Source organism: uncultured Roseovarius sp. (assembly GCF_913057115.1).
Taxonomy (GTDB): Bacteria; Pseudomonadota; Alphaproteobacteria; order Rhodobacterales; family Rhodobacteraceae; genus Roseovarius.
The window spans coordinates 15225-41299 of the sequence record NZ_CAJXNN010000023.1 but is presented as its reverse complement, the minus strand read 5'-3'; the positions used below and the strand labels follow the sequence as shown (position 1 = coordinate 41299).

28 protein-coding genes are annotated in these 26075 nt (G+C 61.3%); 8 read left to right on the top strand and 20 right to left on the bottom strand.

Translation table 11 applies throughout. From position 1 onward, the window contains the following. Positions 1-8: 8 nt before the first annotated feature. Entirely contained in the window at positions 9-929 is a 921-nt protein-coding gene (locus QZ498_RS10955) for a manganese-dependent inorganic pyrophosphatase (protein WP_294622154.1), read from the bottom strand. A gap of 96 nt (positions 930-1025) precedes the next feature. Here QZ498_RS10955 and QZ498_RS10950 point away from each other — a divergent pair, with 96 nt between their 5' ends. After that, entirely contained in the window at positions 1026-1694 is a 669-nt protein-coding gene (locus QZ498_RS10950; RefSeq protein WP_294622152.1) for a DUF2161 domain-containing phosphodiesterase, read from the top strand. Here the strand turns inward: QZ498_RS10950 and QZ498_RS10945 are convergent. Next, complete coding sequence (locus tag QZ498_RS10945; RefSeq protein WP_294622150.1) at positions 1669-2655, bottom strand: TraB/GumN family protein; 987 nt, start codon at positions 2653-2655, stop codon at positions 1669-1671. The two genes, QZ498_RS10950 and QZ498_RS10945, sit on opposite strands and share 26 nt — an antisense overlap. Before the next feature lie 207 nt (positions 2656-2862). On the opposite strand from QZ498_RS10945, the gene groES reads away from it, so the two are divergent. Continuing rightward, complete coding sequence (groES, locus tag QZ498_RS10940) at positions 2863-3150, top strand: co-chaperone GroES (protein WP_294622148.1); 288 nt, start codon at positions 2863-2865, stop codon at positions 3148-3150. A 50-nt stretch (positions 3151-3200) separates the two neighbouring features. Further along, positions 3201-4844, top strand: a complete 1644-nt coding sequence (gene groL / locus QZ498_RS10935) for a chaperonin GroEL (protein WP_294622146.1) — start codon at positions 3201-3203, stop codon at positions 4842-4844. Between the two features lie 138 nt (positions 4845-4982). Here the strand turns inward: groL and QZ498_RS10930 are convergent, their stop codons facing one another. Further along, on the bottom strand, positions 4983-5474 hold the full coding sequence (locus QZ498_RS10930) for a flavin reductase family protein (protein ID WP_294622144.1): 492 nt from the start codon (positions 5472-5474) through the stop codon (positions 4983-4985). A gap of 203 nt (positions 5475-5677) precedes the next feature. Here QZ498_RS10930 and QZ498_RS10925 point away from each other — a divergent pair, with 203 nt between their 5' ends. Both QZ498_RS10925 and QZ498_RS10920 read left to right on the top strand, forming a co-directional pair. After that, positions 5678-6550: a TIGR01459 family HAD-type hydrolase gene (locus QZ498_RS10925; protein ID WP_294622142.1), complete on the top strand. Its 873-nt coding sequence runs from the start codon at positions 5678-5680 to the stop codon at positions 6548-6550. 102 nt (positions 6551-6652) lie between these two features. Then, a complete protein-coding gene (locus tag QZ498_RS10920) occupies positions 6653-7096 on the top strand; it encodes a MaoC family dehydratase (RefSeq protein WP_294622140.1) in 444 nt (147 codons plus the stop codon). Between the two features lie 51 nt (positions 7097-7147). Here QZ498_RS10920 and QZ498_RS10915 read toward each other — a convergent pair whose 3' ends face one another. The 4 genes from QZ498_RS10915 to ruvC are packed head-to-tail and all read right to left on the bottom strand — an operon-like array spanning position 7148 to position 9662. Then, positions 7148-7441, bottom strand: a complete 294-nt coding sequence (locus tag QZ498_RS10915) for a hypothetical protein (protein WP_294622138.1) — start codon at positions 7439-7441, stop codon at positions 7148-7150. 29 nt (positions 7442-7470) lie between these two features. Further along, entirely contained in the window at positions 7471-8499 is a 1029-nt protein-coding gene (ruvB, locus tag QZ498_RS10910) for a Holliday junction branch migration DNA helicase RuvB (protein ID WP_294622136.1), read from the bottom strand. Positions 8500-8502: 3 nt separating this feature from the next. Beyond that, positions 8503-9174: a Holliday junction branch migration protein RuvA gene (ruvA, locus tag QZ498_RS10905; protein WP_294622134.1), complete on the bottom strand. Its 672-nt coding sequence runs from the start codon at positions 9172-9174 to the stop codon at positions 8503-8505. Then, positions 9171-9662: a crossover junction endodeoxyribonuclease RuvC gene (ruvC, locus tag QZ498_RS10900; protein ID WP_294622133.1), complete on the bottom strand. Its 492-nt coding sequence runs from the start codon at positions 9660-9662 to the stop codon at positions 9171-9173. Before ruvC ends, ruvA begins: the two co-directional genes overlap by 4 nt. Before the next feature lie 232 nt (positions 9663-9894). Between ruvC and QZ498_RS10895 the strand changes: the two genes are divergently transcribed. Then, positions 9895-10092 carry a DUF1127 domain-containing protein gene (locus QZ498_RS10895; RefSeq protein ID WP_294622131.1) on the top strand — a complete coding sequence of 66 codons (198 nt, stop codon included), beginning with the start codon at positions 9895-9897 and terminating at the stop codon, positions 10090-10092. Between the two features lie 119 nt (positions 10093-10211). Here QZ498_RS10895 and QZ498_RS10890 read toward each other — a convergent pair whose 3' ends face one another. The 3 genes from QZ498_RS10890 to QZ498_RS10880 all read right to left on the bottom strand — a co-directional run bounded on the left by QZ498_RS10890 (position 10212) and on the right by QZ498_RS10880 (position 12813). Further along, the gene (locus QZ498_RS10890) at positions 10212-10574 is read right to left on the bottom strand and encodes a hypothetical protein (RefSeq protein WP_294622129.1); all 363 of its coding nucleotides are present in this window, start codon (positions 10572-10574) and stop codon (positions 10212-10214) included. A gap of 111 nt (positions 10575-10685) precedes the next feature. Then, complete coding sequence (locus QZ498_RS10885) at positions 10686-11558, bottom strand: 50S ribosomal protein L11 methyltransferase (RefSeq protein ID WP_294622127.1); 873 nt, start codon at positions 11556-11558, stop codon at positions 10686-10688. A 22-nt stretch (positions 11559-11580) separates the two neighbouring features. Next, positions 11581-12813: an MFS transporter gene (locus QZ498_RS10880; RefSeq protein ID WP_294622125.1), complete on the bottom strand. Its 1233-nt coding sequence runs from the start codon at positions 12811-12813 to the stop codon at positions 11581-11583. A gap of 123 nt (positions 12814-12936) precedes the next feature. Between QZ498_RS10880 and QZ498_RS10875 the strand changes: the two genes are divergently transcribed. Continuing rightward, positions 12937-13998: a YeeE/YedE family protein gene (locus QZ498_RS10875; protein ID WP_294622202.1), complete on the top strand. Its 1062-nt coding sequence runs from the start codon at positions 12937-12939 to the stop codon at positions 13996-13998. Between the two features lie 39 nt (positions 13999-14037). On the opposite strand, the gene QZ498_RS10870 is transcribed toward QZ498_RS10875, so the two are convergent. The 3 genes from QZ498_RS10870 to QZ498_RS10860 all read right to left on the bottom strand — a co-directional run bounded on the left by QZ498_RS10870 (position 14038) and on the right by QZ498_RS10860 (position 17795). Next, a complete protein-coding gene (locus tag QZ498_RS10870) occupies positions 14038-15954 on the bottom strand; it encodes a peptidoglycan -binding protein (RefSeq protein ID WP_294622123.1) in 1917 nt (638 codons plus the stop codon). Positions 15955-15957: 3 nt separating this feature from the next. Continuing rightward, on the bottom strand, positions 15958-17196 hold the full coding sequence (locus QZ498_RS10865; RefSeq protein ID WP_294622121.1) for a biopolymer transporter ExbB: 1239 nt from the start codon (positions 17194-17196) through the stop codon (positions 15958-15960). A 68-nt stretch (positions 17197-17264) separates the two neighbouring features. After that, entirely contained in the window at positions 17265-17795 is a 531-nt protein-coding gene (locus QZ498_RS10860; RefSeq protein WP_294622119.1) for a gamma-glutamylcyclotransferase, read from the bottom strand. Positions 17796-17864: 69 nt separating this feature from the next. On the opposite strand from QZ498_RS10860, the gene QZ498_RS10855 reads away from it, so the two are divergent. Beyond that, positions 17865-18872, top strand: a complete 1008-nt coding sequence (locus QZ498_RS10855) for a DUF2125 domain-containing protein (protein WP_294622117.1) — start codon at positions 17865-17867, stop codon at positions 18870-18872. Positions 18873-18954: 82 nt separating this feature from the next. On the opposite strand, the gene QZ498_RS10850 is transcribed toward QZ498_RS10855, so the two are convergent. The 7 genes from QZ498_RS10850 to QZ498_RS10820 all read right to left on the bottom strand — a co-directional run bounded on the left by QZ498_RS10850 (position 18955) and on the right by QZ498_RS10820 (position 26039). Beyond that, positions 18955-19560 (bottom strand): extensin family protein, encoded by a 606-nt coding sequence (locus QZ498_RS10850; protein ID WP_294622116.1) that lies wholly within the window; start codon positions 19558-19560, stop codon positions 18955-18957. A 3-nt stretch (positions 19561-19563) separates the two neighbouring features. Continuing rightward, positions 19564-20487, bottom strand: coding sequence for a prephenate/arogenate dehydrogenase family protein (locus tag QZ498_RS10845; RefSeq protein ID WP_294622115.1), 924 nt, complete (start codon positions 20485-20487; stop codon positions 19564-19566). After that, entirely contained in the window at positions 20484-21569 is a 1086-nt protein-coding gene (gene hisC, locus QZ498_RS10840) for a histidinol-phosphate transaminase (RefSeq protein WP_294622114.1), read from the bottom strand. The genes QZ498_RS10845 and hisC overlap by 4 nt, the downstream gene beginning before the upstream one ends. A gap of 363 nt (positions 21570-21932) precedes the next feature. Further along, the gene (rpsD, locus tag QZ498_RS10835) at positions 21933-22553 is read right to left on the bottom strand and encodes a 30S ribosomal protein S4 (protein WP_294622113.1); all 621 of its coding nucleotides are present in this window, start codon (positions 22551-22553) and stop codon (positions 21933-21935) included. A gap of 143 nt (positions 22554-22696) precedes the next feature. Further along, complete coding sequence (locus QZ498_RS10830; protein WP_294622112.1) at positions 22697-23761, bottom strand: Hint domain-containing protein; 1065 nt, start codon at positions 23759-23761, stop codon at positions 22697-22699. Between the two features lie 88 nt (positions 23762-23849). Further along, on the bottom strand, positions 23850-24782 hold the full coding sequence (locus QZ498_RS10825; RefSeq protein ID WP_294622111.1) for a lipid A-modifier LpxR family protein: 933 nt from the start codon (positions 24780-24782) through the stop codon (positions 23850-23852). 114 nt (positions 24783-24896) lie between these two features. After that, positions 24897-26039, bottom strand: a complete 1143-nt coding sequence (locus QZ498_RS10820) for a Xaa-Pro peptidase family protein (protein WP_294622110.1) — start codon at positions 26037-26039, stop codon at positions 24897-24899. Positions 26040-26075 lie beyond the last annotated feature (36 nt).

Sequence of the window (26075 nt, the reverse complement as noted above, 5' to 3'; positions counted from 1 at the left end):
TGAAACGCTTACAGCGCGAGGTTCGGGATAATCTGCTTCTTGCGGCTCATGATACCGGGCAGAACAACCGTGTCTCCCTCAACCGATGCGCCAAAGCTTTTCTCGGCCACGGTTTTCACAACATCGTTCGGTACCAAAAGCGTGGCTTCTTCGTTCAGGATATCGACCACGAACAGCAGAACCTCGTCCACACCATCCTCGGCAGCCACGTCTTTCATCGAGGCCATCAGGCTGTCTTTGCGGTCCAGAACCATACCCGGCGCGGTGGTTTCCAGAACGCTGACCCGGAACTTGGTGCCGCTCACTTCGTATTCCTTGCTGTCCATGCGGATCAGCTCGGCATCGGAAAAGGCGCTGACATCGGATTTCGCGGCGAACATCTCGGCAGCATAATCACCCACGTTCACACCCAGATCGGCGGCCAGCTTGTTGGCAACCTCGCGGTCATGGTCGGTGGTGGTGGGGCTACGGAATTCCAGAGTGTCCGACAGGATGCAGGTCAGCGCTGCGCCCTTCATCGCCTCGGGCATCTTGGCGGCGTCGTCCCCCATCAGGTCCACCATGATCGTCGCGGTGCAGGCCAAGGGGCGCACGGTGATGTCGATCGGGCCTTTGGTCTCCAACCCGCCAACCAGTTTGTGGTGATCAATGATTGCCTGAACGTCGGCGTTGTTGATGTTTTCCGGCAATTCGGCCGGGTTGTTGGTGTCCACGATGACACAGGCCTGCCCTTCGTCCACATCCGAAATGATGCGCGGCTTGGGCAGGTTCCATTTTTCCAGCATAAAGGCCGCTTCAGTATTGGGCTCACCCAGCAAAACCGCCTCGGCATCGCCGCCCTTCACCTCGTTCATGTACCACGCCCAAAGGATGGGCGAGCCGGTGGAATCGGTGTCGGGGGATTTATGGCCGAAAACAAGGGTGCTCATATCGCTGTCCTGTTACTTGAATAAGGTTGATTTGCGCGCCTTATAGGCGGCACGGCACGGCTTGTCACCCGTCGTGGATGCGGCCATTTTGCCCAGATGGGAAAACTCGCCGAAACTGATTTATATGCGCCCGTCAAAGCATGGCTGGAAGGGCTTGGCTACGAGGTGAAATCCGAGGTCGGCCCTGCCGATGTGGTCGCCTGCCAAGAGGGATGCGAGCCGGTGATCGTCGAGCTGAAAACCGGGTTTTCCCTGACCCTGCTGCAACAGGCCGTCGCGCGACAGGCCCTCTCGGAACATATCTACGTCGCAGTGCCCCGCTGGAAAGGCCGCGCCGGATGGCGCGCCTTCAAGGGCAACATGGGCCTCTGCCGCCGGTTGGGCCTTGGGGTACTCAGCGTGTCACTGGAGTCAGGCGCCGTCGAAGTGCACTGCGATCCCGCCCCCTTTCAGCCCCGCAAATCCGCCCCGCGCAAGGCCGCGCTGCTCAAGGAATTTGCCGCGCGCGTGGGCGACCCTAACAACGGTGGCACCCGTGGCAAGGTGATGACCGCTTATAAGCAAGATGCCATGCGCTGCGCCGCCTATCTGTCAGAAAACGGCCCCTCTAAAGGCTCCGATATCGCCAAGGCCACGGGCATTTCCCGCGCCACCCGCATCATGGCCGACAATCACCACGGCTATTTTTTCCGTGCCGCGCGCGGGATCTATGCGGTTACCGACGCAGGCAAAGCGGCCATCACTGGAAAAGCTCAAGCCGGCTAACCTCGAACCCTTCGTTCTCCAAAAGCCGCAAAACGCCGATTTCACCGGGCAAATGCGCGGCCCCCACGGCGGCAAACACCTTTTGGCCCTGCGCTTCATCCAACAGGCGTTCCACCCAAGACACATTGCGATCTGTCAGCATCTTTTGCTCAAAGAGCTTGAAATCCTCCATAGCGTCCTCGCCCCCAAGGTCCAGCGTCATCTTCTGCGAAAACGCCCAAATCAGGGCCACCTCCTGCGCCATATAACGCTGCCGCAGGGTATAAGCCATGTCGTCGGGGCTACCGGACCATGCAAAGAACATCCGGATCATGTCCAGTTGATCCTGCATCGGGAAGGAATCCAGCATGGTGATGAGGTCACGGTAATCCTCCAGTGACCGCGAGGGATTGCCGATCTCGGCGGCATAATCTCCGACCAGCGTATCAATACCCTTCCCCTCAAGCGCCCCACTACGCGCTTCGCATGGGCCGATTCCCAGCATCATCGCAGCCCATGTCGGCTTGAACTTGGCGGCAAAAAACGGCGGGATACCCCGGGCGCGCATTTCGCTGGAAAACAGTGTCCAATCCTCATCACCCAGAAGCTCCGGCAAGGTTGGCCCCTCGGTGATGAACATCAGCGAAGGGTCTTGCGCCATCTCGCGTTCCATCTTGGCGCTATCCGCGTTGGACACCTCAAGATAAACACTGTCCGCCGCCTCGATATAGGGTTTCACCGCCTTCAGATGCGCGCGTGTCTGCTCGTGCGGGAAGTGGTAGGTTCCGAAAAAAGTTATCTGCGTATCGTCCCGTTTTGCCCGCCACAAAAGACCCTTGGGGAAAGCCTGCTTTTCTGCTGCCGACAGCAAAGCTGCGCGTTCGGACTTGGGCAAGGCGGCGATCATGTCGGTGCCGCTGCAATTGGCAAAGCCCGCAGCGGGAAACGCACACAACACCAAAACCGTAAGAAACCGCAACATTTTCACCACCTCTGCCTGCCTGATTTGCCGGCCACGCTAAACCGCGCCGCGACATCGCGCAATCTCGCATCATTTTTTTGACAGAGATATGTTGACTCATGCCATACCGCTCCTTAGCTATGCGCCGTTAGCACTCGCATCGACTGAGTGCTAATGACCCCGCCCGGGGTCATTAGGGAGAAACTTTGAGCCAAGGAGCCAAAGACAATGGCATTTAAACCGCTGCATGACCGCGTACTGGTCCGCCGCGTCGAAAGCGAAGAGAAAACCGCTGGCGGCCTCATCATCCCCGACAGCGCCAAGGAAAAGCCGCAAGAAGGCGAAATCGTCGCCGTCGGCGCAGGTAGCCGCAAAGACAGCGGCGAGCTGATCGAGATGGCCGTGAATGAAGGTGACAAGGTTCTGTTCGGCAAATGGTCGGGCACCGAGATCACCCTCGACGGCGAAGAGCTGCTGATCATGAAAGAAAGCGACATTCTCGGCGTCATCGCCTGATCGCTTCGCCAATCGAACAACGCAACAACAGATAGTCAGGAGAGACAGATATGTCTGCCAAGGACGTCAAGTTTGACACCGATGCCCGCAACCAAATGATGCGCGGCGTCAACACTCTGGCCAACGCCGTCAAAGTGACGCTCGGCCCCAAAGGTCGGAACGTCGTTCTCGACAAATCTTTCGGGTCCCCCCGCATTACCAAAGACGGTGTGTCGGTCGCCAAGGAAATCGAACTGGAAGACAAGTTCGAGAACATGGGCGCGCAGATGGTCAAAGAAGTGGCCAACCGCACCAACGACGAAGCCGGTGACGGCACCACCACCGCCACCGTGCTGGCACAGGCGATTGCCAAAGAAGGCATGAAAGCCGTTGCCGCAGGCATGAACCCGATGGACCTCAAGCGCGGTATCGACCTTGCAACCACCAAGGTTGTCGAAGCCATCAAGAACGCCGCTCGGCCCGTCGAGAACTCCGACGAAGTTGCCCAGGTCGGCACCATTTCGGCCAACGGCGAAGCGGAAATCGGTCAGCAAATCGCTGACGCGATGCAGAAGGTCGGCAACGACGGCGTTATCACCGTCGAGGAAAACAAGGGCACCGACACCGAAACCGATGTCGTTGAAGGCATGCAGTTCGATCGCGGTTACCTGTCGCCGTATTTTGTCACCAACTCCGACAAGATGATCGCCGAGCTCGACGACTGCCTGATCCTGCTGCACGAGAAGAAACTCTCGTCGCTGCAGCCGATGGTTCCACTGCTCGAGCAAGTGATCCAAAGCCAGAAACCGCTTCTGATCATCGCCGAGGATGTCGAAGGCGAAGCGCTGGCCACGCTCGTGGTCAACAAACTGCGTGGCGGTCTGAAAATCGCGGCCGTAAAGGCACCGGGCTTCGGCGACCGCCGCAAGGCCATGCTGCAAGACATCGCCATTCTGACCGGCGGTCAGGTCATCAGCGAAGATCTGGGCATGAAGCTCGAGTCGGTCACCATGGACATGCTGGGTTCGGCCAAGAAAGTTTCGATCAGCAAGGATGAAACCACCATCGTCGAAGGCGCCGGTGAAAAATCCGAGATCGAAGCGCGCGTCAACCAGATCCGCAACCAGATCGAGGAAACCACTTCGGACTACGACCGCGAGAAACTGCAAGAGCGTGTTGCGAAACTCGCCGGTGGTGTTGCTGTCATCCGCGTTGGCGGCATGACCGAAACCGAGGTGAAAGAGCGTAAAGACCGTGTTGACGACGCCCTGAACGCGACCCGCGCGGCCGTACAGGAAGGTATCGTTGTCGGTGGCGGCGTTGCCCTGATCCAAGGTGCCAAGTCACTTGACGGTCTGCAAGGCGTCAACAGCGACCAGAACAACGGCATCAACATCGTGCGCAAGGCTCTGGAAGCACCGCTGCGCCAGATCGCCGAAAACGCCGGTGTTGACGGGTCGGTCGTGGCTGGCAAGATCCGCGAAAGCGACGATCTGAAGTTTGGCTACAACGCGCAAACCGAAGAATATGGCGACATGTTCAAATTCGGTGTCATCGACCCCGCCAAAGTGGTTCGCACCGCGCTGGAAGACGCAGCCTCGATCGCTGGCCTGCTGATCACCACCGAAGCGATGGTGGCCGACAAGCCGCAAAAAGAAGGCGCAGCCCCGGGCGGTGGCATGCCCGACATGGGCGGCATGGGCGGCATGATGTAAGGTTTTTCGCCCTCGCGAAAAACCGTAAGGCGACAGGCGTTTGGCCAAGGCCAAACGCCGAGAGCCTCAAAATCAGCCACCAGACACAAAGAAGGGGCGCCAATCCGGCGCCCCTTTTCTTTTCTTCGATAGGTTGGATTAAACCGCCTGCTTGGGTCGCACCACGTGGAATGATCCGTGCATATACGCCAAAGGCGCCTCTCCAGCGTTGGAAATACCGGTGACGCTACCGATGCAAATTTCATGCGTCCCATGGCCCACCGTCCGGTCCAAAGAACAGGTAAAAGCCGTCGCCCGCGGCAAGATCGGGCCAAATTCCGTATCCGACACCGTGATACCTGCAAAACGGTCGGGCTGTTTTTCGTCGTAGGCCCCGGCAAAGCTCTGGGCCACTTTGACAGCATCCTCGGGCAAGACATTGACGCAGAACACGCCATTGTCTCGCACCGCCTTTGCGATCCGGCTATCATCTTTAAGGCACACCAGAAGCGAGGGCGGGTCTGCCGACAACGACGTAAAGGCGCTCACCGTGGCCCCGGCCCGGCCCGCCGGGCCGTCGGTTGTTACCACCGTCACGGTCGAAGCCACCTGTCGCATGGCGTTGATAAAGGCATCCCTTGCCGCACTCATTCCGCACCGTCCAAGATCATCATTCGTCCACCGTTCCATTCTGACCCGACAAGAACGGGCCAGCGCGTCAATTTTTCTTGTCACTCAGTATGATAGTGGAGCAAAGGAAAAAGGCCAATCTAGGGCGCAAATTCACAACTGGAAATCCGCGCCGCCCCCTGACATACCATGACAACAGATACCACAACCGGACGCGCCCCGACATGACACAAGTGATTTCCGCCCTTTCCGAGATTTCCGACCGTTACGAGGCCCTGTTCGTTGACCTTTGGGGCTGTGTGCACAACGGGGTCAAAGCGCTGCCCGAGGCCGTGACCGCCCTGTTGCAATACCGTGAACAGGGGGGCGTGGTAATACTTGTCACTAATTCACCGCGCGCCCGTAACGGGGTCGAAAAGCAGCTTAAGACCTTCGGCGTCCCAGTTGAGGCATGGGATTCCATTGCCACCTCCGGCGACAGCGCCCGCGCCGCGATGTTCCGTGGCGTGGTCGGTGAAAAGGTCTTCTTCATCGGCGAGGACCGCGACAGCAAGTTTTTCGAACCGATGCAACTGATCGAAAACCCCGCCAACATTCAGTGTGTGCCGCTGGACGAGGCCGAAGGCATTGTCTGCACTGGTCCCTTCGACCCCACTGCCGATCCTGCCGAAATGCGCCCGCAGTTCCTCTACGCCAAGCAAAAGGGAATGAAGTTCCTCTGCGCCAACCCCGATATCGTGGTCGATCGTGGCGACCACCGGGAATACTGCGCCGGGGCCTTGGCACGGCTTTATACCGAGATGGGCGGCGAGAGCCTCTATTTCGGCAAACCCCATCCACCAATCTATGATCTTGCGCGCCGCCGCCTCGCCGCACTTGGCCATGACGTGCCGAATGATGCGATTCTGGCGATTGGTGATGGCATCCACACCGATATCGCTGGCGCTATGGGGGAGAGTATCGATTCTCTTTTCATTTCCGGTGGCCTCGCCGCCAAGGAAACCAAAACGTCGCACCAACCCGACGACGACGCATTAAGGTCTTATATCGAAAACGAAAAATCCAACCCAACCTATACCATCGGCCACCTGCGCTAATAAAAAAGCCCTTGCCTTTCTGCGCTTGCAAAGTAATAAAGTTCCAACATTGGGCGCCAAGGCGTCGTAAAATTACCCAGACGACCAATTCAGGAGGGTCGAATGTTGGACAACATGCCGCGCGGAACCATCACCATCGAAGAGATCGAGATGGGCATGACGCGCCACCTGCGCAAAGTCGTGACCGATGAAGATATCGAAATGTTCGCGCAGGTCTCGACCGACCGGAACCCGGTGCACCTTGATGACGATTACGCCCAAGATACGATCTTCGAGGGCCGCATCGCCCACGGCATGCTCACCGCAGGCCTGATCTCGGCGGTAATCGGCGAACAACTCCCCGGTCACGGCACTGTCTACATGGGCCAAACCCTCAAGTTCCTCGGCCCCGTCCGTCCCGGCGACACCGTCCTCGCCGAGGTTGAGGTGATCGGCATTGACCACGGCAAACGCCGCGTGCAACTCGATTGCCGCTGCCTCGTGAACGGCAAGAAAGTCCTGATCGGCGAAGCCACCGTCCTCGCCCCATCGGGCAAGTTCGACTAACGCAAACGGCCAAGGCCTTTCGAAAGGCCTTGGAACGCTTTGCCCAAAGTTTCAGTTCACGCTCTTCGCCGGCTTCGTTTGCGGCAGATGCCTTCCCCATTTCGCGTGCAGCGCGTTCGCCGGATCAATCCCCGCCTGCGCCGCAAAAACCAGCAGGAAACCCAAAACATCGGCCAATTCATTGGCCACATCCTGCTTTGTCGCCTCACCTCGGCCCTGCCCTTCGGCTTGCAACCACGCGCCGGTCAACTCGCCCATTTCTTCATTGAGCTTTAACAGAGTCCACTGCGCCCTGTCCGGCGCACCGAAACGGTCCCTGTAAATCTCCGCCACCTGCATCGCCATGGCCTGTAAGTCATCCAGCCGATCATCACTCATTTCCCGAACATATCTCCCTGTTTCGGATGGCTCGGCGGGGCCATGCCCAAATGCCGCCAGCCCCCTTGAGCCAGCATTCGGCCCCGTGGCGTGCGCTGGATAAGCCCTTGTTGCAACAGGAAGGGCTCAATTACCTCTTCCAAAGCATCACGGCTTTCCGACAGCGCGGCACTGATCGTTTCAATCCCCACCGGTCCGCCTTGATAGGCCTCGGCAATCAGGCGCAGATACCGCCGGTCTGCCCCGTCCAGCCCAAGGTTATCCACCCCCAGCCGCGTCAGCGCCCCATCGGCCAGCGCCTTGGTGATCGTGCCATCGCCCTCGACCACGGCAAAATCCACCACCCGGCGCAACAGCCGCCCGGCAATCCGGGGCGTCCCGCGCGACCGCCGGGCAATCTCCCGCGCGCCGTTGCTGTCAGCAGGCGCGCCCATGCGCACCGCATTACGCGTCACGATCTCGTGCAACTCATCCTCGGTGTAAAACTGCAACCGCGTCGGAATCCCGAACCGATCCCGCAAAGGCGTGGTCAACAGCCCCAGCCGCGTCGTCGCCCCTACCAGCGTAAAGGGCTGCAATTCAATCCGCACCGTCCGCGCCGCCGGCCCCTCGCCAATCACCAAGTCCAGCTCAAAATCCTCCATCGCGGGGTAAAGCACCTCCTCGACCACCGGATTCAACCGGTGAATCTCGTCGATGAACAGCACGTCATTGCGCTCCAGATTTGTCAGGATCGCCGCCAAATCCCCCGCCTTGGCCAGAACCGGGCCAGAGGTCATGCGAAACCCAACCCCCAACTCCTTAGACATGATCTGCGCCAGCGTCGTCTTGCCCAATCCGGGTGGGCCGTGAAACAGCGTGTGGTCCATCGCCTCGCCCCGCTGCCGGGCCGATTGAATGAAAACCTTTAGGTTGGCACGCGCCTCGGCCTGCCCAATAAACTCATCCAAGGCCTGCGGGCGCAGGCTCCGGTCAGCATCTTCAGGCAAAGGATCAGGGCGCAGGGTGGGGTCGGGCTGATCCATCGCTTACCCCTTCGGTGCCAAAAGCTTGAGCGCGGCACGGATCAATTCCGCCGTGCTGGCCTCGGGCGCATCGCCTGCCGCTTGCGCAACAGCCCCCGCCGCCTCACCCGGTGCATAGCCCAGATTGGCCAGTGCCGAAAGCGCCTCGGCCTGCGCTTGGCCCTTGGGTGCCGCCGGTGCGGGGGCCGCCGGGGCCTCCACCGGCTCAATCACATCATCCTCGGCTACCGGGGCCTGCGCCGGGGCCGATCCCGCCGCGCCCATGGCCATCACCTCCGGCGCCTTGTCCTTCAGTTCATTGACGACGCGCTGTGCGGTCTTTGGGCCGATGCCCTTGGCCGCCTTCACCGCGTTCCAATCGCCCAGCGCAATCGCCCGGCCTACGCCATCCGGCCCCAGCGTGCCCAGAATGGCAAGCGAGGCCTTGGCCCCAATCCCCTGCACGCTCATCAACAACCTGTGCCACTCCTTCTCGGCCAGCGTCGTAAAGCCGTAAAGCTGCAACAAATCCTCACGCACCAGAAGGTCGGTATATAGCGCCACATGTTCACCCGTCCCCGGCAAGGCCTGCAAGGTCCGGTCCGAGCAATACACGAGGTAGCCAACGCCCTTGACGTCGATCAAAACATGATCCGCCGCGCGGTAATCAATCCGGCCTGCCAAACGCCCGATCATGCCCGCACCTCCTGGAAAGCCCGCGACCGCGCGTGATGCGCATGACAAATGGCAATCGCCAGGGCATCCGCCGCGTCCGGCCCGGCCAAATCGACACCGGGCAATTGCACCTTCACCATGTGGCCGATCTGATCCTTGCTGGCATGGCCTACGCCCACAACGGTCTTCTTGACCGTGTTGGGCGCGTACTCCCCAACCGCAAGCCCTCGTTGCGCAGGCACCAACAGCGCAATGCCCCGCGCTTGGCCCAGCTTCAGGGTTGCCGCGCCGTCCTTGTTGACGAATGTCTGCTCCACCGCTGCTGCCTGCGGCTCATAAGTGGTGCAAATCTCGCTCAGTTGCACGTAAAGCGACAGCAAGCGCTCCGATAATTCGGCCCCGGACGAGCAACACACACCATTGGCCACATGGCTCAATCGGCTACCCTCGACGTCGATCACGCCCCAGCCGAGGTTCCGCAATCCGGGGTCGATGCCCAAAACCCGCATATCACTGCCCTGCCCTTTGGTTTTCCCAAGGGTTAGCACGAAACAAGAACAAAACCCAAGACAAAAGCGGGGCTCGCATGAAATCGCCCAATAAACAAGCTATGCACAAACTGCATAAGGATTATGCAAAAAGACTAACTTGTGGGCAAAGGGCCGCCCCCCTAAGTGCCATATCAATGACGGAGTGACCTCCGCCCCCCGGAAAACACGCCTACAAGAAGGAGCCTGTCCCATGGCCGATCTCAGCATTGCACGCCCGAACACCGCCACCGCCGGCTTTGGTAGCCGCTTCATCGCCCTCTTTGCCGCCATCTCCGCATGGAAAGACGCCCGCGCCACGCGCAAGGCGCTTTCGGCTCTGACCGACCGCGAACTCGAAGACATCGGTCTGAACCGCGCCGATATCGACCGCGTGGCCCAAGCGCAATAAGCGCACTCGGCACCTGACAAAAGAAAAAGCCCTGCGCCGGGACCACCGCGCAGGGCTTTTTGCGTTGAGAGAAGCAAAAAACTCGAAGACTCGTTACCTCTTACCCATACCCGAAAACCTTAACGCTTGAGGATGGGCCGCAACTGCGTTGCAATCGCCTGAGTGACCCGATCGGGCTGCATCACGAACCCGCCCGCTTGCTCAATGAACGTCCCTTCCTGAAGAGCCGCAACGCGCTCGGCGTAAATCGTGCTTCCCAAGTGGGCCATGATCATGCCCTTGAACAGGAAGAACCCGAAAATGAGGTAAAAGAGCCCCCGAAACGAGATACGCGGCGAAATGGCGCGTTTTTGTGGGCGAAAGATGATCAAACCATCTTTTGAGACTTGGCTTTTGTATCCACGCTCAAGACGCGTCTTACGCTTCGCGATCCCTTTAAGGCGCGCATCGAATGCCTTGTATGACTTGGCAGCGTCATTCATTTCTCTAGCGTCCTGTTTGAACCGGCCCCCACCGCGTTCAAGTTCAAAATAGGTTTGAAATGTGGCAGGAATTGGGCGCGCGCCACGAAAAGGCGCATTTTTACCTTGATTTTACTCGTTTTTTCTAAGCGTTAGCGTCGTCCAGTCACCAATCTCTTCGCGATGCGTTACACTGTTTCCATTCTGGGAATAAACCGCTACGACTTCGTCCGCTTGCTCATTCAAGAGTCCCGATAGAATCAAGACCCCCCCGGGCACCAGATTCGCGGTCAATCCCGGGGCAAGCTCGATGAGTGGGCCTTTCAGGATATTGGCAAAGATAAGATCGAAGGGTGCCGCCGCCTGAATCTCGGCATTATCCAACCCAGCCGCCTCAAGGCATTTGACCCGGCCTTCAAGACCGTTGGCCACCACATTGGCCCGCGCCACATCCACGGCCACCTCGTCAATGTCGCTGGCCAGCACCTCACCGGGCCAAATCCGCGCCGCGCCCATCGCCAAAACGGCAGTGCCACAGCCTACGTCGATCACCGATTTGCCGGTGAACCCCTCATTCGCCAACCGGTCCAGCGCCCGCAGGCACCCCTGTGTCGTGCCGTGGTGCCCGGTGCCAAAGGCCATCGCCGCCTCGATCAAAAGCGGCTCACAGCCTTCCGGAACCTTGTCGGCGTCATGGCTACCGTAAACAAAGAAACGTCCCGCCTCGACCGGCACCAACTCGCGCCGCACCTTGGCCACCCAATCCTGCTCGGGCACCTCGGACACGGCAAAATCCTTGGCCCCATGCATCGCCGCCAAAAGGGCCAGCCCGGCCTCGTCCGGCGCCTCATCGAAATAGCCGCCCACTTCCCACAGGCCCGAGCCATCCTCGATCTCGAAAACCCCCACGCCGGTGGGTTCAGGGATCAAGCCCTCCATATCCGTACCAAGCGCCTCGGCGGCCTCTTTCCCTTGCAGGGTGGTCAGGGCGGTGAATGTGGGCATCTCTGCTCCTTCTCGTTCAAACTTATTCGGCAGGGGCCGGGGCGGACGGGCTAAGGATGGTCTCATGCCCCGGTTCCGGGTGGCGCGGGATCAACAGCGCCAGCATCAGTGAAACAGTGGCCATCCCCGCCGCCAACAAAAATACCGACGCAGGCGACACCAACCACAGGTACCCAAGCAGCGCCGGCAAGAACACCGCCGCAATATGGTTGATGGTAAAGGCCACCGCCGCCGTGGGGGCAATATCACCAGGGTCCGCGATCTTCTGGAAATAGGTCTTCAGCGCCAGCGCCAGTGCGAACAACAGGTGGTCCACCACATAAAGTACCGCCGCCAAGACAACACCCCAGCCGAACCAGTAAATCCCGCCGTAGGCCAAGAATACCAAGGCCAGCCCGGCATATTCGAAAATCAGCGTCCGCCGCTCGCCATAGCGATACACCGCCTGACCCATCAAAGGTGCGCACACCATGTTGGCCACCAGGTTGATCAGGAACAGCGCCGTGACCTCATGCACCTCAAAGCCGAATTTCTCGACCATCATGAAGCCGGCGAAGACCACGAAAATCTGCCGCCGCGCCCCCGCCATGAACTGCAGCGCATAATACAGCCAATAGCGCCGCCGCAGCACCATCCGCTTGACCTGCGGATTGGGTGCCTCGAACTGCGGATAGGCAAAAAGGCAAAACAAAGCGACCAAGGCGGTAAACCCACCGGCCAGCATGTAAACGGTGTTATAGGTCAGGCCCAAGGCTTCCCACGTCATCACAATCAGGACATAGGCCACCAAGGTCGCCCCCGATCCGGCCGCCACCAGCCAGCCCAGAACCTTCGGCGCGCGTAACTTGTCAATCCACTGCAACTGAAGTGACTGGTTGACCGTTTCATAATAATGAAACCCGATCGAACTCAGCAGCGTGATGGTCAAAATCCCGCCCAAAGACGGGAACTGCGCCGTCAGGGCCGTCGCCACCCCCAGCATCGCCAATGAGACCAACCCAAGCACCTGTTCGCGGATAAAGATGATCAGAGCAATCACCCCAATGGCGAAAAAACCCGGAATCTCGCGCACCGTGTGCAGCCACCCGATATCCGAGCCGTCAAAATTCGCCGCCTCGATCACGAAGTTATTCAAAAGCGCCGACCACGTCGCAAAGGCCACCGGCATCGCCGCCGCCATCAGGAAAAGCAACGTCACAGGCCGCCGCCACAGGGGCAGCATGCGGGCGTCTTCAAGGGGCGTGGTCTTGCTCATGCCTTCCCTTTACGCTCATCCGCTGCGCTTGGCGAGGGGCAAGCCTGGGACAATCTGATCTGGATCAATGACATTCAAATACCAGCATGCAAAACCCCGCCCATTGATCGAAAGGCATGTATGATGGACCTCCTGACCCTCGTGGAACGCATCGGCGAAGCCCCCGCCGCCGCCCTTCTGGGCCTGCTGACTGGCGTGATCTTCGGCGTCGCCGCGCAACGCTCGCGCTTTTGCCTGCGTGCGGCCACGGTGCAGTTCGCCCGCGGTCAGATGGGCGATAAGGTCGCCGTCTGGCTGTTGACCTTCTCGACCGCCGTGATCTGGGTGCAGGGCGCGCAAATGCTGGGCCTTTTCCGGGCCGAGGATGCGCGCATCATGGCCATCCCCGGCAGTTGGTCGGGCGCGGTCATCGGCGGGCTTCTCTTTGGCGTCGGCATGGTGCTGGCGCGCGGCTGTTCGGGCCGCCTTCTGGTGCTGGCCGCCACCGGCAACCTGCGCTCAGTCATCTCCGGCCTCGTCTTCGCCGTGGTCGCGCAAATGACCCTCACCGGCTGGCTCGCCCCGGCCCGCGACAAGCTCGCGGCCCTCTCCATCACATCCGGCGGCCATAACATGGACCTGCTGGCCACCCTCGGCCTGCCACAAATCAGCGGGCTGTTCTTCGGCATCATCGTGGCCCTCATCGCCTTTGCCGTGTCGATCCACAACAAGATCGGCCTGTCGCGCCTTGTCTTTGCCTCTGGCGTGGGCTTTGCCGTGGCGGTGGGCTGGGTTTCCACCTTCTCGCTGGCGCAAATCGCCTTCGATCCGGTGCCCATCGAAAGCGCCACTTTCACCGGCCCCTCGGCCAACACATTGATGTTCTTCCTCAACAACACCGCCGTGCTGGAATTCGACATCGGTCTCGTGCCGGGCGTCTTCCTCGGCTCCTTCCTTGCCTCGTGGGTCACCAAGGAATTCAAGTTCCAAGGCTTCGAGAATGAGGCCAACATGCGCCGCGCCATCACCGGGGCTGCCCTCATGGGCTTCGGCGGGATGCTGGCGGGTGGCTGCGCCATCGGCAATGGCGTCACCGGCGGCTCGGTCTTTGCCGGCACCGCATGGCTGGCGCTGCTCTGCATGTGGATCGGCGCGATGATCACCGATTTCCTCGTCGATCAACGCGGTGTCCGCCAACCGGCCTGATTATTCTCCGAATTCGTAAAAGAAGTCGCCGCGCCGCGCTTACTTCCCGGTGAACTTCAATTCGATCCGCCGGTTTTGCGCGCGGGCCTCGGGCGTGCCCGCGGAGTTCACCGGCTGATATTGCCCAAAGCCATTGGCCGATAGCCGTTCGGGTGGCAGCCCGAGGAAATCAATCATGTAACGCACCACCGAAAGCGCCCTTGCCTGGCTCAACTCCCAGTTGTCGGCAAATTCTGCGCCCGCCCGCACCGGTACGTCATCGGTGTGCCCATCAACTTGCAGGACCCAGTCAATACCCTCGGGAATGTCGCTGATTACATTGCGAAGGATGCCTGCGACCTTGGCGATCTCGTCCTCGCCACTTTCCGACAGGCGTGCCTCGCCCGGGGCGAACAGCACTTCGGAGGAAAAGACGAAGCGGTCCCCGACAATGCGCACGCCTTCCTGCGACCCCAGCAGATCGCGCAACCGCCCAAAAAACTCCGAGCGGTACCTTTCAAGGTTGCGGTTTTGCTCTTCCAGAAGTCGGGCGCGCTCTTGCTCGGCCTTGCGGCGGGCGCGTTCCTCGGCCGCGGCGCGGGCAAGGGCGGTGTTGAGGTCCCGGCCCAGCGATTGAAGCTGCACGCTCTGCGCCGCTTCGCGCGCCTTGGCATCATCAAGAAGCGCCTGTAGCTGGCCCAGTTGCTCCCGCAGGGCCGAGACCTGACGGTTGAGCAGAGCCTGCTGTTTCTGGGCCTCGCTCGCAATTTCCTCTTGCTGGGACAGTTCCTCGCGGGCTTGCGCCAGCAGGGCCGCGCGCTCCTCCGCCTCGGTCAGTGTTTCAGCGGCGTCTGCTTCGGCGGCTTCCTTGGCGGCAAGGGCGCGAGCAAGTTGCGCGCGCACCTCCTCAGCCTCCATCGCCTGCGTCTGGGCAATGGTGCTTTGCGCGACAACTTCGGCGAGGCGGGCTTTGGTGGCCTCCAGTTCGGCGCGCAAGGCGGCCAAATCGGCGTTGGCTTCGCTTGCACCGCTTTCGGCTTGGCGCAACTCTTCCTCCAAAGCGGCGATGCGGGCGTCGCGGTCGGCAAGGCTTGCCTCGGTCTCTTCCTGGTCCAGCAGCGCCGCGGCGAGGCGGGTGTCAAGATCCTCCTGCGCGTCGCGAGCAGCGGCCAGAAGGGTCAGCGTTTCTTCGGCGCGCTTGCGTTGCTCTTCCAGTGCCAGCGTCATGGCAGTGAGTTCGGCATCAGCGTCTTGCAGTTTTTCGCGCAGAGCCTCAGCCGCGGCGGCCTCGGCAAGACGCGCCTTCTCGGCCTCGGACAACTCGGATTCGAGGGTGTCGATCTGGGCGGCCATCTCGCTTTGGGTTTCTTGCGAGGATTGGCGCAGGTCAGCCACAAGCGCCTCAAGCGCTTCGCGGCGGGCGGCAGCAAGGCGGGCGGCCTCGCTCTGGGCATCGACTTCCTCGCGCAGGGAGGCGAGGGTGAGTTCCAGCGCCTCTTGTTCCGAGAGAAGCGCGTCACGCTCGCCTTCCAGTTCGGCCACTTGACCGAGTGCCGTGTCGCGTTCGGCCAGAAGCCCCGCAACCTGTTCCTCGAAACTGGCGATGCGCGATTGCGCGGCGCTCAGAGCCTCGGCCTGTTCGGCGGTCTGGCTTTGCAATTGCGCGATGAGGGCGGCTTGCTGCTGTTCGCGTTCGCGGGCATCGCCAAGGGTGGCGGTCAGTTCCCCCACCCGGTCGGTGAGCGTGGCGTTGCGGTCTTGCTCAAGCCCCAGGGCCTGTGCCAGTGCGGCCACTTCGGAAGAGAGTTCATCCAGTTTGCTGGCCTGCCCGGTGATGGTCTCACGCAGAACGAACTGCACCACCATGAAGATCGTCAGAACGAACATCAGCACCAGCAGAAGGCCGGTCATCGCATCGACGAATCCGGGCCAGATCGAGGCCTGAAACCGTGTGCCTGTGCGCCGCGAGAGGGCCATGCATCACCCCTCCTGCGTTGGGGGCGTTTGCCGCGATGATTGGGTGCTGCCACGGGCGCGTTGTGGGGCGGTGCTGCGTGGCAGGGACCGGATCGCGGAGGAAAGCGCGGCAATGTCGGTGCGCAGCTCGGTCATGGTTTCCTGACGCCCGGCGCTGATTTCTTCCAGGATGCGCAACATCTGCACGTCGATCGAACGCAGGCGCATCCGGCTTTCAGCGTCCAGTCCAGTGTCTCCGGCGTGCTCGGCCTGACGTTCCAGGGTTTCGATCAGGCGCTCCTGCCCCTCGGCCACGCGGTTCAGCGCGGTGTTCACAGGGTTCGTGTCGCTCATCCTGTGGGTCAGGCGTTCTACGGAATCGGCCAGAACGCCCAGTTTCTCGTCCACCATGGAACGGCTGACATCGGATTGCGTCAGCATCATTTGCAGGCTTTCCATCTGCTCGGCCATGTAATCGACGACCGGGGCCATGGCCGCCGCCTCGCCCGAAACCTCGCCATCCTGACCCGCGAAACCAACACGGGTGATGGTGGACATCCATTCCTCAAGCTCACGATAAAACCGGTTCTGGCCGTGGCTCGCGAAAAGCTCCAACAGGCCCACGACAAGCGACCCGGCAAGCCCCAGCAGCGAGGAGGCAAAGGCCACGCCCATACCGCCCAACTGTGTCTCAAGCCCGGTCATCAGTCGATTGAACACCTCGACCCCGCCCTCGCCATCCTGCGGCGCAAGGCTGCGGATGGTGTCAACGACCGCCGGAACGGTGGTGGCCAGACCATAGAAGGTGCCCAACAGACCCAGAAAGATCAGCATATTGACGATATAACGCGTGATCTCGCGCGCCTCGTCGATCCGTTGGGCGACCGAGTCGAGGATCGAGCGCGCCGAGGTCTGGGCAATCTGCAACCGCTTCTTGCCCCGTTGCCGCAAAAGCGAGGCCAAGGGCGCCAGAAGCAGGGGGGCCTTGGTCATCTCGTGGCCCGGGGTTTCGGCGGCGAACCCTTCGATCCAGCGGACCGAGCCGATCAGTTGAAAGACCTGCCAGAAGCAAGCCACGACACCAATCAGGAAAACAAAGATGATAAAGCCGTTCAGATACGGATTGGCCTGAAACACGGGCAGCACCCGGGGCAGCGCCAGAAAGGCGCCGAAACAGGTCAACCCCAGCACGATCAGCATCAGCATGATCTGGCGGAAGGGGTGTGAAAACTTGGGCTCGACCTCACGGTCCGGCTGCGCCATTGGCACGGCTCCCGGCGGTGGTTCTTGTTGGGCCAACCCTACGCGCCAAAAGCCCCTAAGCCAAGGATTTATGCGCATAAATGGCGCACACGCGCCGCCAGCCAATCCAGTTCCGCATCGCGAATACCCAACTCGTGCAAATGCGCGGCGGTATTGTAGAGGTATTCGGTATTCGGCCCGCGCCCGCCAACGGCGGCGGCAATGATGCGGGCCTGCTCCTCAAGGTCCAGACCGCCGCAATACTGCACATGGTCAGGGTCGATCACATAGGTCACCGCCTCGACGACCCGACCATCGGCCAGTTCGATATCCAGCATCCGTTCCAGATAGGCCGCCGAGACCAATTCACGTTCGCGCAGGTAATCCAGCGTCTGCGCCTCTTCGCCTTGGGCCACCGACAGCGCCACACCATGACAGCGCGCGCCCTCCATTGCATCAAGCGCCAGAACGAGGCCCGGGGCCTCCTCGCTGCCGCGATGGTGGATCGAGCGCATGCAAAAGCTGCGGTGGTAATCCGGCAAGGTGGCAATCACCCGTTCCGCGACATTGAACCCCGGATTCCACACCAAAGAGCCATAGCCGAAAACCCACATCGTCATTTTACTGTTCCTTGTGTCATAGAGGCCTTAAACACCAACCCGAGAGAGCAGAAAAGGGGGCCTGCGCCCATGCGTTTACTGGTGACACTTCTGATCGCGGTTGTCGCGCTTTGGTCGGGCTATTGGTTTATCGGGTCAAACGGTGTGCAATCGGGGTTTGCCACATGGTTCGAGGAGCGACGCGACGAGGGTTGGGTGGCCGAGTACAGCGACCTGACCGTACAGGGATATCCCAGCCGGTTTGACACGGTGTTCGAGGATTTGGCGCTTGCCGATCCGGACACCGGGCTGGCATGGGAAGCCCCGCGCTTTCAGATCAATGCGCTCAGCTACAACCCCGGCCACGTCATCGCCGTCTGGCCAGGCACGCAATTGATCGCCACACCGCTGGAGAAGTATGACGTGGAAAGCCGCGACATGCGGGCCAGCGCGGTGGTCGGTGTATCCACGCAGCTACCGCTTGAGCGCAGCACCCTCACGGCGCAGTCCTTGGCCATCTCTCCCCAAGGCCGGGATGAGCCGACGCATATCGAGGCCTTGAGCCTTGCGATTGAGACCATGCCAGCCACCACCGCACCAGTCTATCGGCTGGGCCTGCGGGCCGATGGCGTCGCGCCATCCGTGCCGGTCCGCGCACGGCTTGACCCGCGCGACAGCCTGCCCGAAACGCTGGAGGGTTTGCAGGCCGATATGGTCGTCGAATTCGACAAACCTTGGGATCGCAGCGCCATCGAGGTGGCCCGCCCACAGCCCCGGCGGATCGAGGTGAAACTGGCGCAGGCCCGCTGGGGGCGGCTTGAACTTCAGGCGGCGGGCGAGGTGACGGTGGATGCCCGGGGTGTGCCCACCGGCGAGATCACCGTCAAGGCGCGCAACTGGCGCGAGATTCTGGAACTGGCGGTGACAGCAGGGGCGATTCCGGAGGGGTTTGCCGGGACGCTGGAAGACGGGCTGTCGCTCTTGTCGCAAATGGCGGGCAACCCCAAAACGCTGGATATTCCGGTCGGGTTTCGCGGCGGTCGGGTGTTGCTGGGGCCGATCCCGATTGGCCCGGCGCCGGTTATTCGTCTGAGGTAAGTGGGTTGGGGGCGTTGCCCCCGACGCCCTTTGGGCGCCTCCCCCAGGATATTTGTGAACAGAAGAAGGCTTTGGAGCCGACTTACCGGCAGTAGGACCCACCCCGGTGGTTGGCAGTGTCGAAATGGAAGTGATCGCGGTGGTGGCGGTCGGATTCAGGGCCAAGGACAGTACCGAAGGGGCCGCAGGCGCTTTGGTGCAATTGGCGCAAAACACGGCCTTTTGCGCCGCTGTTCCAATGGTCCAGTACCGTAATATCATCGCCATCGCGCAGTTGGATCGCGGCGATGTCGATGGCGTTGCCCTTGGCATGTTCCGACAGGCGCGCGCCGGCTTGGTGGTTACGGGTGCGGCAGGCGTAATGCGCTGCCACCTTGAGGCCCGAGACCCCGCCGCCCATACCGCCCACTGCCGGGGTGAGGCCGGTATCGACCCAGCCTTTGAGGGTGCGCGCGGTGCGGCAATTCATCAACGATGATTGGCTAAGCGTAATCCCGCCCACCGAGGTCACGCGCACCGCCGCATCGATGCCGCAGGCCCCGTTTCCGGGCACGGAGCCAACCACCACACCCTTGATCGTGGGATCACCACAGACCGACCCCTTGGAAGATACAACGGGTTCCTTCGAGCCACCGCCAACAACAGAACATCCCATTAAAATCAAGGGGATAAGAAAAACTACACGCATGCATCAGCCCTTTTTCACACGTCCGAAATCCGGGGCGTCGGTATCCTGCCCCGCCTCGATGATACCGCGCCGGATGGCGCGTGTACGGGTAAAGTAATCGAACAGGTGATCGCCGTCACCCGTGCGGATCGCGCGTTGCAGGGCGAATAGCTCCTCGGTGAAACGGCCAAGGATTTCCAGCGTCGCGTCCTTGTTGGTCAGGAAGACATCGCGCCACATGGTGGGGTCGCTTGCGGCGATGCGGGTGAAATCGCGAAAACCCGCCGCCGAGTATTTGATCACCTCGCTGTCGGTCACCCGGCGCAGGTCATCGGCCACGCCGACCATGGTATAGGCAATGAGGTGCGGCGCGTGGGAGGTGACGGCAAGGACCAGATCGTGGTGTTCGGCGTCCATCTCATCGGTGAGGGCCCCCATGCCTTGCCAAAGCTGTTCAACCCGCTCCACCGCGGCGCGGTCGCTGCCTTCCACCGGCACAATCAGAGACCAGCGGTTTTCAAAAAGCTCAGCAAAGCCCGAGGTCGGGCCGGAATGTTCGGTACCGGCCAGCGGATGGGCCGGGACGAAGTGCACGCCTTCGGGAAGGTGGGGGCCGACGGCCTCGATCACCGCCTTTTTGACCGAACCCACGTCGGAGACCGTGGCACCGGGTTGCAGCGCCGGGGCAATCTCGGCAGCGACCTCGCCCATGGCGCCCACAGGCACGCAGAGGACCACCAGATCGGCGCCTTCTACAGCCTCAATCGCGCTGTCGCAAACCCGGTCGCAGAGGCCGATCTCGCGCGCCGTGGCGCGCGTTGCCTCGGACCGGGCAAAGCCCGTGACCTCACCGGCCAGTCCGTGGCGTTTCATCGCCCAAAACATCGACGAGGCGATCAGGCCCAGACCAATCAGTGCCACGCGGTTGTAAATTGGCGCGCCACTCATCTTTCGTTCCCCATGAACTGCCCCACGGCATGGGCCACCCGGCGACAACTGGGTTCATCCCCCACGGTGATGCGCAGACAGTTGGGCAGGTTATAGCCCGCCACGAGCCGCACGATCAGGCCTTCAGACTTGAGATGCGCATCGCAGGCCTCTGCCTCGTCCCGGCTGGCAAAACGGGCAAGGATGAAATTCGCGGTAGAGGTATCCGATGGCACCCCATGTTCGGCCAAGGCCTCGGCCAGCCACGCGCGCAGGCGGGTGTTATCCTCGCGGCATTTGGTGGCCCAAGCCTCATCGCGCACCGCCGCCTCGGCGGTGACAAGGGCGGCTTGGGACAGGTTGAAGGGGCCGCGCATGCGGTTCAACACATCGACCACATGCTGCGGGCCATAACCCCAGCCGACGCGCAAACCACCCAGCCCGTAAAGCTTGGAAAAGGTGCGGGTCATCACCACGTTGTCGCGGCTGTCCACAAGGCCCGCGCCGCCGTCGTAGCCTTCGACATATTCGGCATAGGCCCCGTCCAGCACCAAAAGCACATGATCGGGCAGGTTTTCGGCCAACCGCGCGACCTCACCATCGCCAATCATGGTGCCGGTGGGGTTGTTGGGATTGGCGATAAACACCAGCTTTGTCCGCGCGTTACAGGCGGCAAGGATCGCGTCCACATCGGTCACGCGCTCGCGCTCGGGCACCTCGACGGGGGTGGCGCCATTGGCCTTGGCGCTGATCTTGTACATGGCGAAGCCGTGTTCGGTGTGGATCACCTCATCGCCCGGCCCGGCGTAGGCTTGGCAGAGAAAGGCGATAATCTCATCGCTGCCCACGCCACAGACCACGCGCGCCGGATCGACCCCGTGCACCTCGCCAATCGCCTCGCGCAGGGCGCGGTGATCGGTCGAAGGGTAACGGTGCAGATCATAGGCAGCCTTGCGGAACGCCTCTTTCGCGGCCTCGCTGGGGCCGAAGGGGTTTTCATTCGAGCTGAGTTTCACCACGTTCGAGACACCCGCCACTTGGCTGGCCCCGCCTTGGTAAAGCTCGATATCCATGATCCCCGGCTGGGGTGTGATCTTGGTCATTTGGCCATCTCCCTGACCGGTGTTCTAGCCCTGCCCCCGGGCCTTGACCAGAAGCAAAAACGCATGGCTGATAATGTGTCGCCCCGCTGCATCCATCGGGTAGGGTGGATTGGTAAACCGCGCCATCCTTGGGAAGGATACACATCCTCCGTATCTTACCTCGCGCGGAATCAAGGGCCGCAGGCCCGCCGCGCGATCGCCACCCCGCGGTCTGGCCATCGCGCGGCTCCAACACATCAAAAGCCGAGCCAGCCCGATCCTCCGTAGGGTGCGCATTCACTGCGCACCGCACCCACATTCCCAAAACGAAAAAGCCGCGGCGGGTTTCCCCGTCGCGGCCTTGGATCCTGTGGCGCAGAGGTCTTAGTTCTGCGCGTAGAATTCGATGACGAGGTTCGGTTCCATCATCACCGGATAGGGCACATCGCCCAGGCCCGGGGTGCGAACAAACTTCGCGGTCATCTTGGAATGGTCGGCCTCGATGTAATCGGGCACGTCACGTTCGGGCAGTTGGGTGGCTTCGAGAAGCGCTGCCATCTGCTTGGAACGGTCGCGAACTTCCACAACGTCACCCTCTTTCACACGGTAGGAGGGGATGTTGACCTTTTTGCCGTTCACACGGACGTGGCCGTGGTTCACGAATTGACGGGCGGCAAAGACGGTGGGCACGAACTTGGCGCGGTAAACGACCGCGTCCAGACGGCTTTCCAGCAGGCCGATCAGTTGCTCACCGGTATCGCCGCGCAGACGCTCGGCTTCGGCAAAGATGCGGCGGAATTGTTTTTCCGTCAGGTCGCCGTAGTAGCCTTTCAGCTTCTGCTTGGCACGAAGCTGCAGGCCGAAGTCGGACAGTTTGCCCTTGCGGCGCTGACCATGCTGGCCGGGGCCGTATTCACGACGGTTGACGGGGGATTTCGGACGACCCCAGATGTTTTCGCCCATCCGGCGGTCAATTTTGTACTTGGCAGACGTGCGTTTGGTCACGGCTGATCTCCTTCTTGGAATGTGAAGGGCGTTGTCCTCTGGCCGAAGCCCGACAGGCATCCCCTTGCGGGGGCCACCAACACCAATGAAGCCGCGCTTATACGCGCGTCATGTGCAGAGTCAACCGCACAATTGCCACCGTCTCAGGCCGCCTCATGCAGCAGGATCGCCGCCTCGGAACTGTTCAGGCTGCGCCGTGCAAAACTGCCGTAGGTATGCGGCTCGGATTCCAGGTGCGGGTTGAGGGCCAAAAGCCGTGCCCGGTCCTCATCGCCCAATGTCGCCAGCGATGTGCTGGCCGGGTGGAAACTTTCGGTTTCCACACCATTGGCCCAAAGCACCTGATGGCGCGGCAGCATGAGGTGGATATAGGTCACCTCGCGCAGGGCCGCGTCCACCGTCACCGTCGAATGGTTCACCAGATCGCGGGCGGTGACCAGAACCTCGGGCGTGTTGAACAAGGCGCGCGCCTCGTCGCCTTCCAGAAGCATCCGGTGACTGGGCGAGACCAGCAGTTCCTCATCGGGGCGGTCGCCACCAAAGGCACCCGCCTTGATCCGAATGGGCCGCAGGTAGGGCATCGCGAACAGCCGCGCGCCGGTCATCCGGCGGCTGCCGATCCATTGGATTTCCTCCGCCCCGTTGTCCTTGGTCTGCACCATGTCGCCTTCGCGCAACTCCTCCACAAGGCGCGGGCCATCGGGGGTATGAATGCGCGTGCCGGGGGTGAAACAGATCACCCCGCCGGTTTCCGGCCCGGTCGAGGGGTGCCGCAAGCCTTCCAGCGACTGGTGGACCACCCACATTTCGGTATTGCGCGGGGGAATTTCATCCACAAAAAGCAAAAGCGGCGGTGCCCCGCCGCCCACTTCGATCAAGGTCACGGTAAAGCTGCGCGCGCCATCGGTGACAACGAAACCGCTGTCCATCAAAGGCTCGTTCACCTCGACGCTGTGAATATCCTTGGTGTTTGCCTGTGCCGCGCCCACAAGGCGCCGCACAAGCCGCGCCGCCCGTTTGCGGCAGTTTGTTTCGTCGTCTGTCTGTTCCAGCCGCAGGACCTCGTTTGGTCCGTCGACGCGCACCGCATCGCCACGCCAGGACCACGCGGTCCCGACATTGAGTGCCTGTACGGGGGCGGATTCGAGTCCGTCCACTTCCGTCTGCGACCAGGAGATGACAAACGCGCCACGAAAGCCCGTCTTCATTGCCTGTATGCCTGCCTATTTATTTTTTTATTAACGGGAAGTTAACAAAAACGAATCGGTCTGGGAAGCCCCCATGATTCGCATTTGGCTAGAATTTCAGGTCCAGTCGCACGGAGCCCACAACTTGGGTTTCGCGCTGCGCTTTGAACTCTTTATCCAGCCATGTCACACCATAGAACAGTTTGCTGCCCTTGGCCCCTTCCCAATGGACGCCCGCGCGCAGGCGGTTGCGGGTATCGGTCAGGCGATAGCCACGGCTTGAGGGCAGGAAGATACTGTCGGCGACATAGGCCACATCGCCGCCAAGGACGAATTTCAGGCCCTTGGTGTCATCGTCGATGGCCTTGTAAAGCTGCCCGGTCACCGGCTCGCGCAGCATGAGACCTCCCTGCCCCAAGCCGCCGAACATCACATCGGCCCCTGCGCGCACCATGGTTTCCACTCCAACCCGCGCCTCGACAAAGGGGCGCAGGGCGGTGCCACCAGCCCGAAAACGATAGGTTCGGCCCATTTCCATCACCGCCGTCGCATGCACGTCGTTGCTGATTTGCGCCGCCTTGGTCGCAGGGGATGGATCACGCCCGCCCAATGCGTCGTGAAAAACCTCCTGCACATCATCGAAGCCCAGTTGCGGCCCCGTCACGGTTACATCTCCGCCCAGTGCCACCTCGGCCTCACCCGCCATGAAATGGCTGTGCAAGCCCATGGTGAAGGCCTGTGCATAAGGCCGGTCGCCCGCCGCTGGCGTGAAAAGGTTTTCCGGACCGAGGATTTCGGCATTGAACCGCAGTTCCAGCATCTGGCCGAATGCATCAGGGCGCTGCCCCTGCCAATCCGGCCCCCAAAGGTAACTCAGCGCGACAGACCCGGTGCGCCACCGGTCATAGCCATCGCCCAAGACGTCATTAGTGATCAGGCGGCCATGCCCAAGATAGCCCCGATCCTCAGCCTGTGCCGGGGTCACCTGCAAAGCGCTCAAGGAAAGCCCAAAGGCCAATGCGGCGGCGAAAAGGCGCATCATCTGCAATCCATCCCAAATCTGTCGCCCCCCGGCGCGACCGGGATAGCATCGCCGCATCCCTCTGGGAAGTTGTCGCGTGTCACGCGGCGCGGGGTGTGTCCGATTTGCGCCTCTTCAGGCGATATGCGGCCCCGGCGGGGTGGTGGTCAGGCATTCCGCCCCGTCTGGCCCCAGAAGCACGGTATTCGAGACAAAGAAATTGCCGCGCCCGGTTTCCGTGAACCATGACATCAGGTGAAATGTCATCCCCTCCTCCATCACCAGATCGGAATCATGCCGCAGGCCGGTCACCCGTGGCCCGCCGGTCCACGAGGGCGGAAATCCAATGCCCACCAGATAACCACAGTGATGACGGCGATACTCGGGCATGCCCGCAGCATCCACCACGGCTTGCCAGCCGTTATAAACATCCTTGGCCGTCACCCCGGGTTTCAACGCCTCCAGCGTGGCGGCAAAGGCGCGCTGCGAAAGGTCTGCCATCTCGGCGTCTTCATCGGAAATTCCACCGATATTCACCAGCCGACCCATGGGTGCATTGTACCGCGCCACGCAGCCCGCAATTTCCAAGAAGACCGCCTCGCGATGCACCCCCTCGCCCCAACTCGTGTGTTCCTCGGCCATCCGGGCCGCAGGGCGCAGGAAAGGGCCGAACCCCGGCGGCGTGCCGCCCGCGCGGGTCATGGCGGCCAAGCATTCGGCGGCCACATCGGCTTCTACCGCGCCATCGTGCACGGCGGCAATCGCCGCTTGCGTTCCGGCATCCGCCGCCTTGGCCGCATGGCGCATGAACCCCTGTTCCTCGGCTGATTTGACCAGCCGCAGGTGATCCACCATGCCGGTAATGTCCTGCCACGCGCCCGCCTCAAGCCCCGCCTTGATCTGCGCCCCCATGCCATAGGCCAACCCCGAGGACATTTCCTCGATCCCAACGACCTTGCCGGCCGTCTTGCCCGCCATATGGCGCAAAAGCACATCGGCGGCAGACTCGGAATCGCTATGACCCACAAACTCGGCATTGCGCACCATGTTTCGGATGGCCACCTGCTCCATCTGCCGGGTGATCAGGGTCATATCGCCCTCCGCCGGCACAACAAGGACATGCGGCGCGAAATAGCCCCAGTGATCCAAGCCGATCAGGTAAAAGATATTCTCAGGCGAGGACAAAAGAGCAATATCGACACCCCGCTCATCCATCGCCTTGCGCGTGGCGGCAAGGCGGCGGTCCAATTCGGCGTCGCTGAATGGGTTGCTGTGCATGGTCCTGACCTTTCCCTGTTTTACGGGATATGGTCG

Coding starts and splice junctions, on each gene's coding strand:
- ruvA (WP_294622134.1), bottom strand. CDS start 9,174: ATGATCGGGCGTTTGGCAGGCCGGATTGATTACCGCGCGGCGGATCAT.
- QZ498_RS10865 (WP_294622121.1), bottom strand. CDS start 17,196: ATGGCGCAGCCGGACCGTGAGGTCGAGCCCAAGTTTTCACACCCCTTC.
- QZ498_RS10945 (WP_294622150.1), bottom strand. CDS start 2,655: ATGTTGCGGTTTCTTACGGTTTTGGTGTTGTGTGCGTTTCCCGCTGCG.
- QZ498_RS10930 (WP_294622144.1), bottom strand. CDS start 5,474: ATGAGTGCGGCAAGGGATGCCTTTATCAACGCCATGCGACAGGTGGCT.
- hisC (WP_294622114.1), bottom strand. CDS start 21,569: ATGACCAAGATCACACCCCAGCCGGGGATCATGGATATCGAGCTTTAC.
- QZ498_RS10870 (WP_294622123.1), bottom strand. CDS start 15,954: ATGGCCCTCTCGCGGCGCACAGGCACACGGTTTCAGGCCTCGATCTGG.
- QZ498_RS10925 (WP_294622142.1), top strand. CDS start 5,678: ATGACACAAGTGATTTCCGCCCTTTCCGAGATTTCCGACCGTTACGAG.
- QZ498_RS10890 (WP_294622129.1), bottom strand. CDS start 10,574: ATGAATGACGCTGCCAAGTCATACAAGGCATTCGATGCGCGCCTTAAA.
- QZ498_RS10950 (WP_294622152.1), top strand. CDS start 1,026: ATGGGAAAACTCGCCGAAACTGATTTATATGCGCCCGTCAAAGCATGG.
- QZ498_RS10830 (WP_294622112.1), bottom strand. CDS start 23,761: ATGAAGACGGGCTTTCGTGGCGCGTTTGTCATCTCCTGGTCGCAGACG.
- QZ498_RS10855 (WP_294622117.1), top strand. CDS start 17,865: ATGCGTTTACTGGTGACACTTCTGATCGCGGTTGTCGCGCTTTGGTCG.
- QZ498_RS10920 (WP_294622140.1), top strand. CDS start 6,653: ATGTTGGACAACATGCCGCGCGGAACCATCACCATCGAAGAGATCGAG.
- ruvB (WP_294622136.1), bottom strand. CDS start 8,499: ATGGATCAGCCCGACCCCACCCTGCGCCCTGATCCTTTGCCTGAAGAT.
- QZ498_RS10850 (WP_294622116.1), bottom strand. CDS start 19,560: ATGCGTGTAGTTTTTCTTATCCCCTTGATTTTAATGGGATGTTCTGTT.
- QZ498_RS10825 (WP_294622111.1), bottom strand. CDS start 24,782: ATGATGCGCCTTTTCGCCGCCGCATTGGCCTTTGGGCTTTCCTTGAGC.
- ruvC (WP_294622133.1), bottom strand. CDS start 9,662: ATGCGGGTTTTGGGCATCGACCCCGGATTGCGGAACCTCGGCTGGGGC.
- QZ498_RS10895 (WP_294622131.1), top strand. CDS start 9,895: ATGGCCGATCTCAGCATTGCACGCCCGAACACCGCCACCGCCGGCTTT.
- QZ498_RS10915 (WP_294622138.1), bottom strand. CDS start 7,441: ATGGCGATGCAGGTGGCGGAGATTTACAGGGACCGTTTCGGTGCGCCG.
- QZ498_RS10885 (WP_294622127.1), bottom strand. CDS start 11,558: ATGCCCACATTCACCGCCCTGACCACCCTGCAAGGGAAAGAGGCCGCC.
- groES (WP_294622148.1), top strand. CDS start 2,863: ATGGCATTTAAACCGCTGCATGACCGCGTACTGGTCCGCCGCGTCGAA.
- QZ498_RS10875 (WP_294622202.1), top strand. CDS start 12,937: ATGGACCTCCTGACCCTCGTGGAACGCATCGGCGAAGCCCCCGCCGCC.
- groL (WP_294622146.1), top strand. CDS start 3,201: ATGTCTGCCAAGGACGTCAAGTTTGACACCGATGCCCGCAACCAAATG.
- QZ498_RS10880 (WP_294622125.1), bottom strand. CDS start 12,813: ATGAGCAAGACCACGCCCCTTGAAGACGCCCGCATGCTGCCCCTGTGG.
- QZ498_RS10820 (WP_294622110.1), bottom strand. CDS start 26,039: ATGCACAGCAACCCATTCAGCGACGCCGAATTGGACCGCCGCCTTGCC.
- QZ498_RS10860 (WP_294622119.1), bottom strand. CDS start 17,795: ATGACGATGTGGGTTTTCGGCTATGGCTCTTTGGTGTGGAATCCGGGG.
- QZ498_RS10845 (WP_294622115.1), bottom strand. CDS start 20,487: ATGAGTGGCGCGCCAATTTACAACCGCGTGGCACTGATTGGTCTGGGC.
- QZ498_RS10955 (WP_294622154.1), bottom strand. CDS start 929: ATGAGCACCCTTGTTTTCGGCCATAAATCCCCCGACACCGATTCCACC.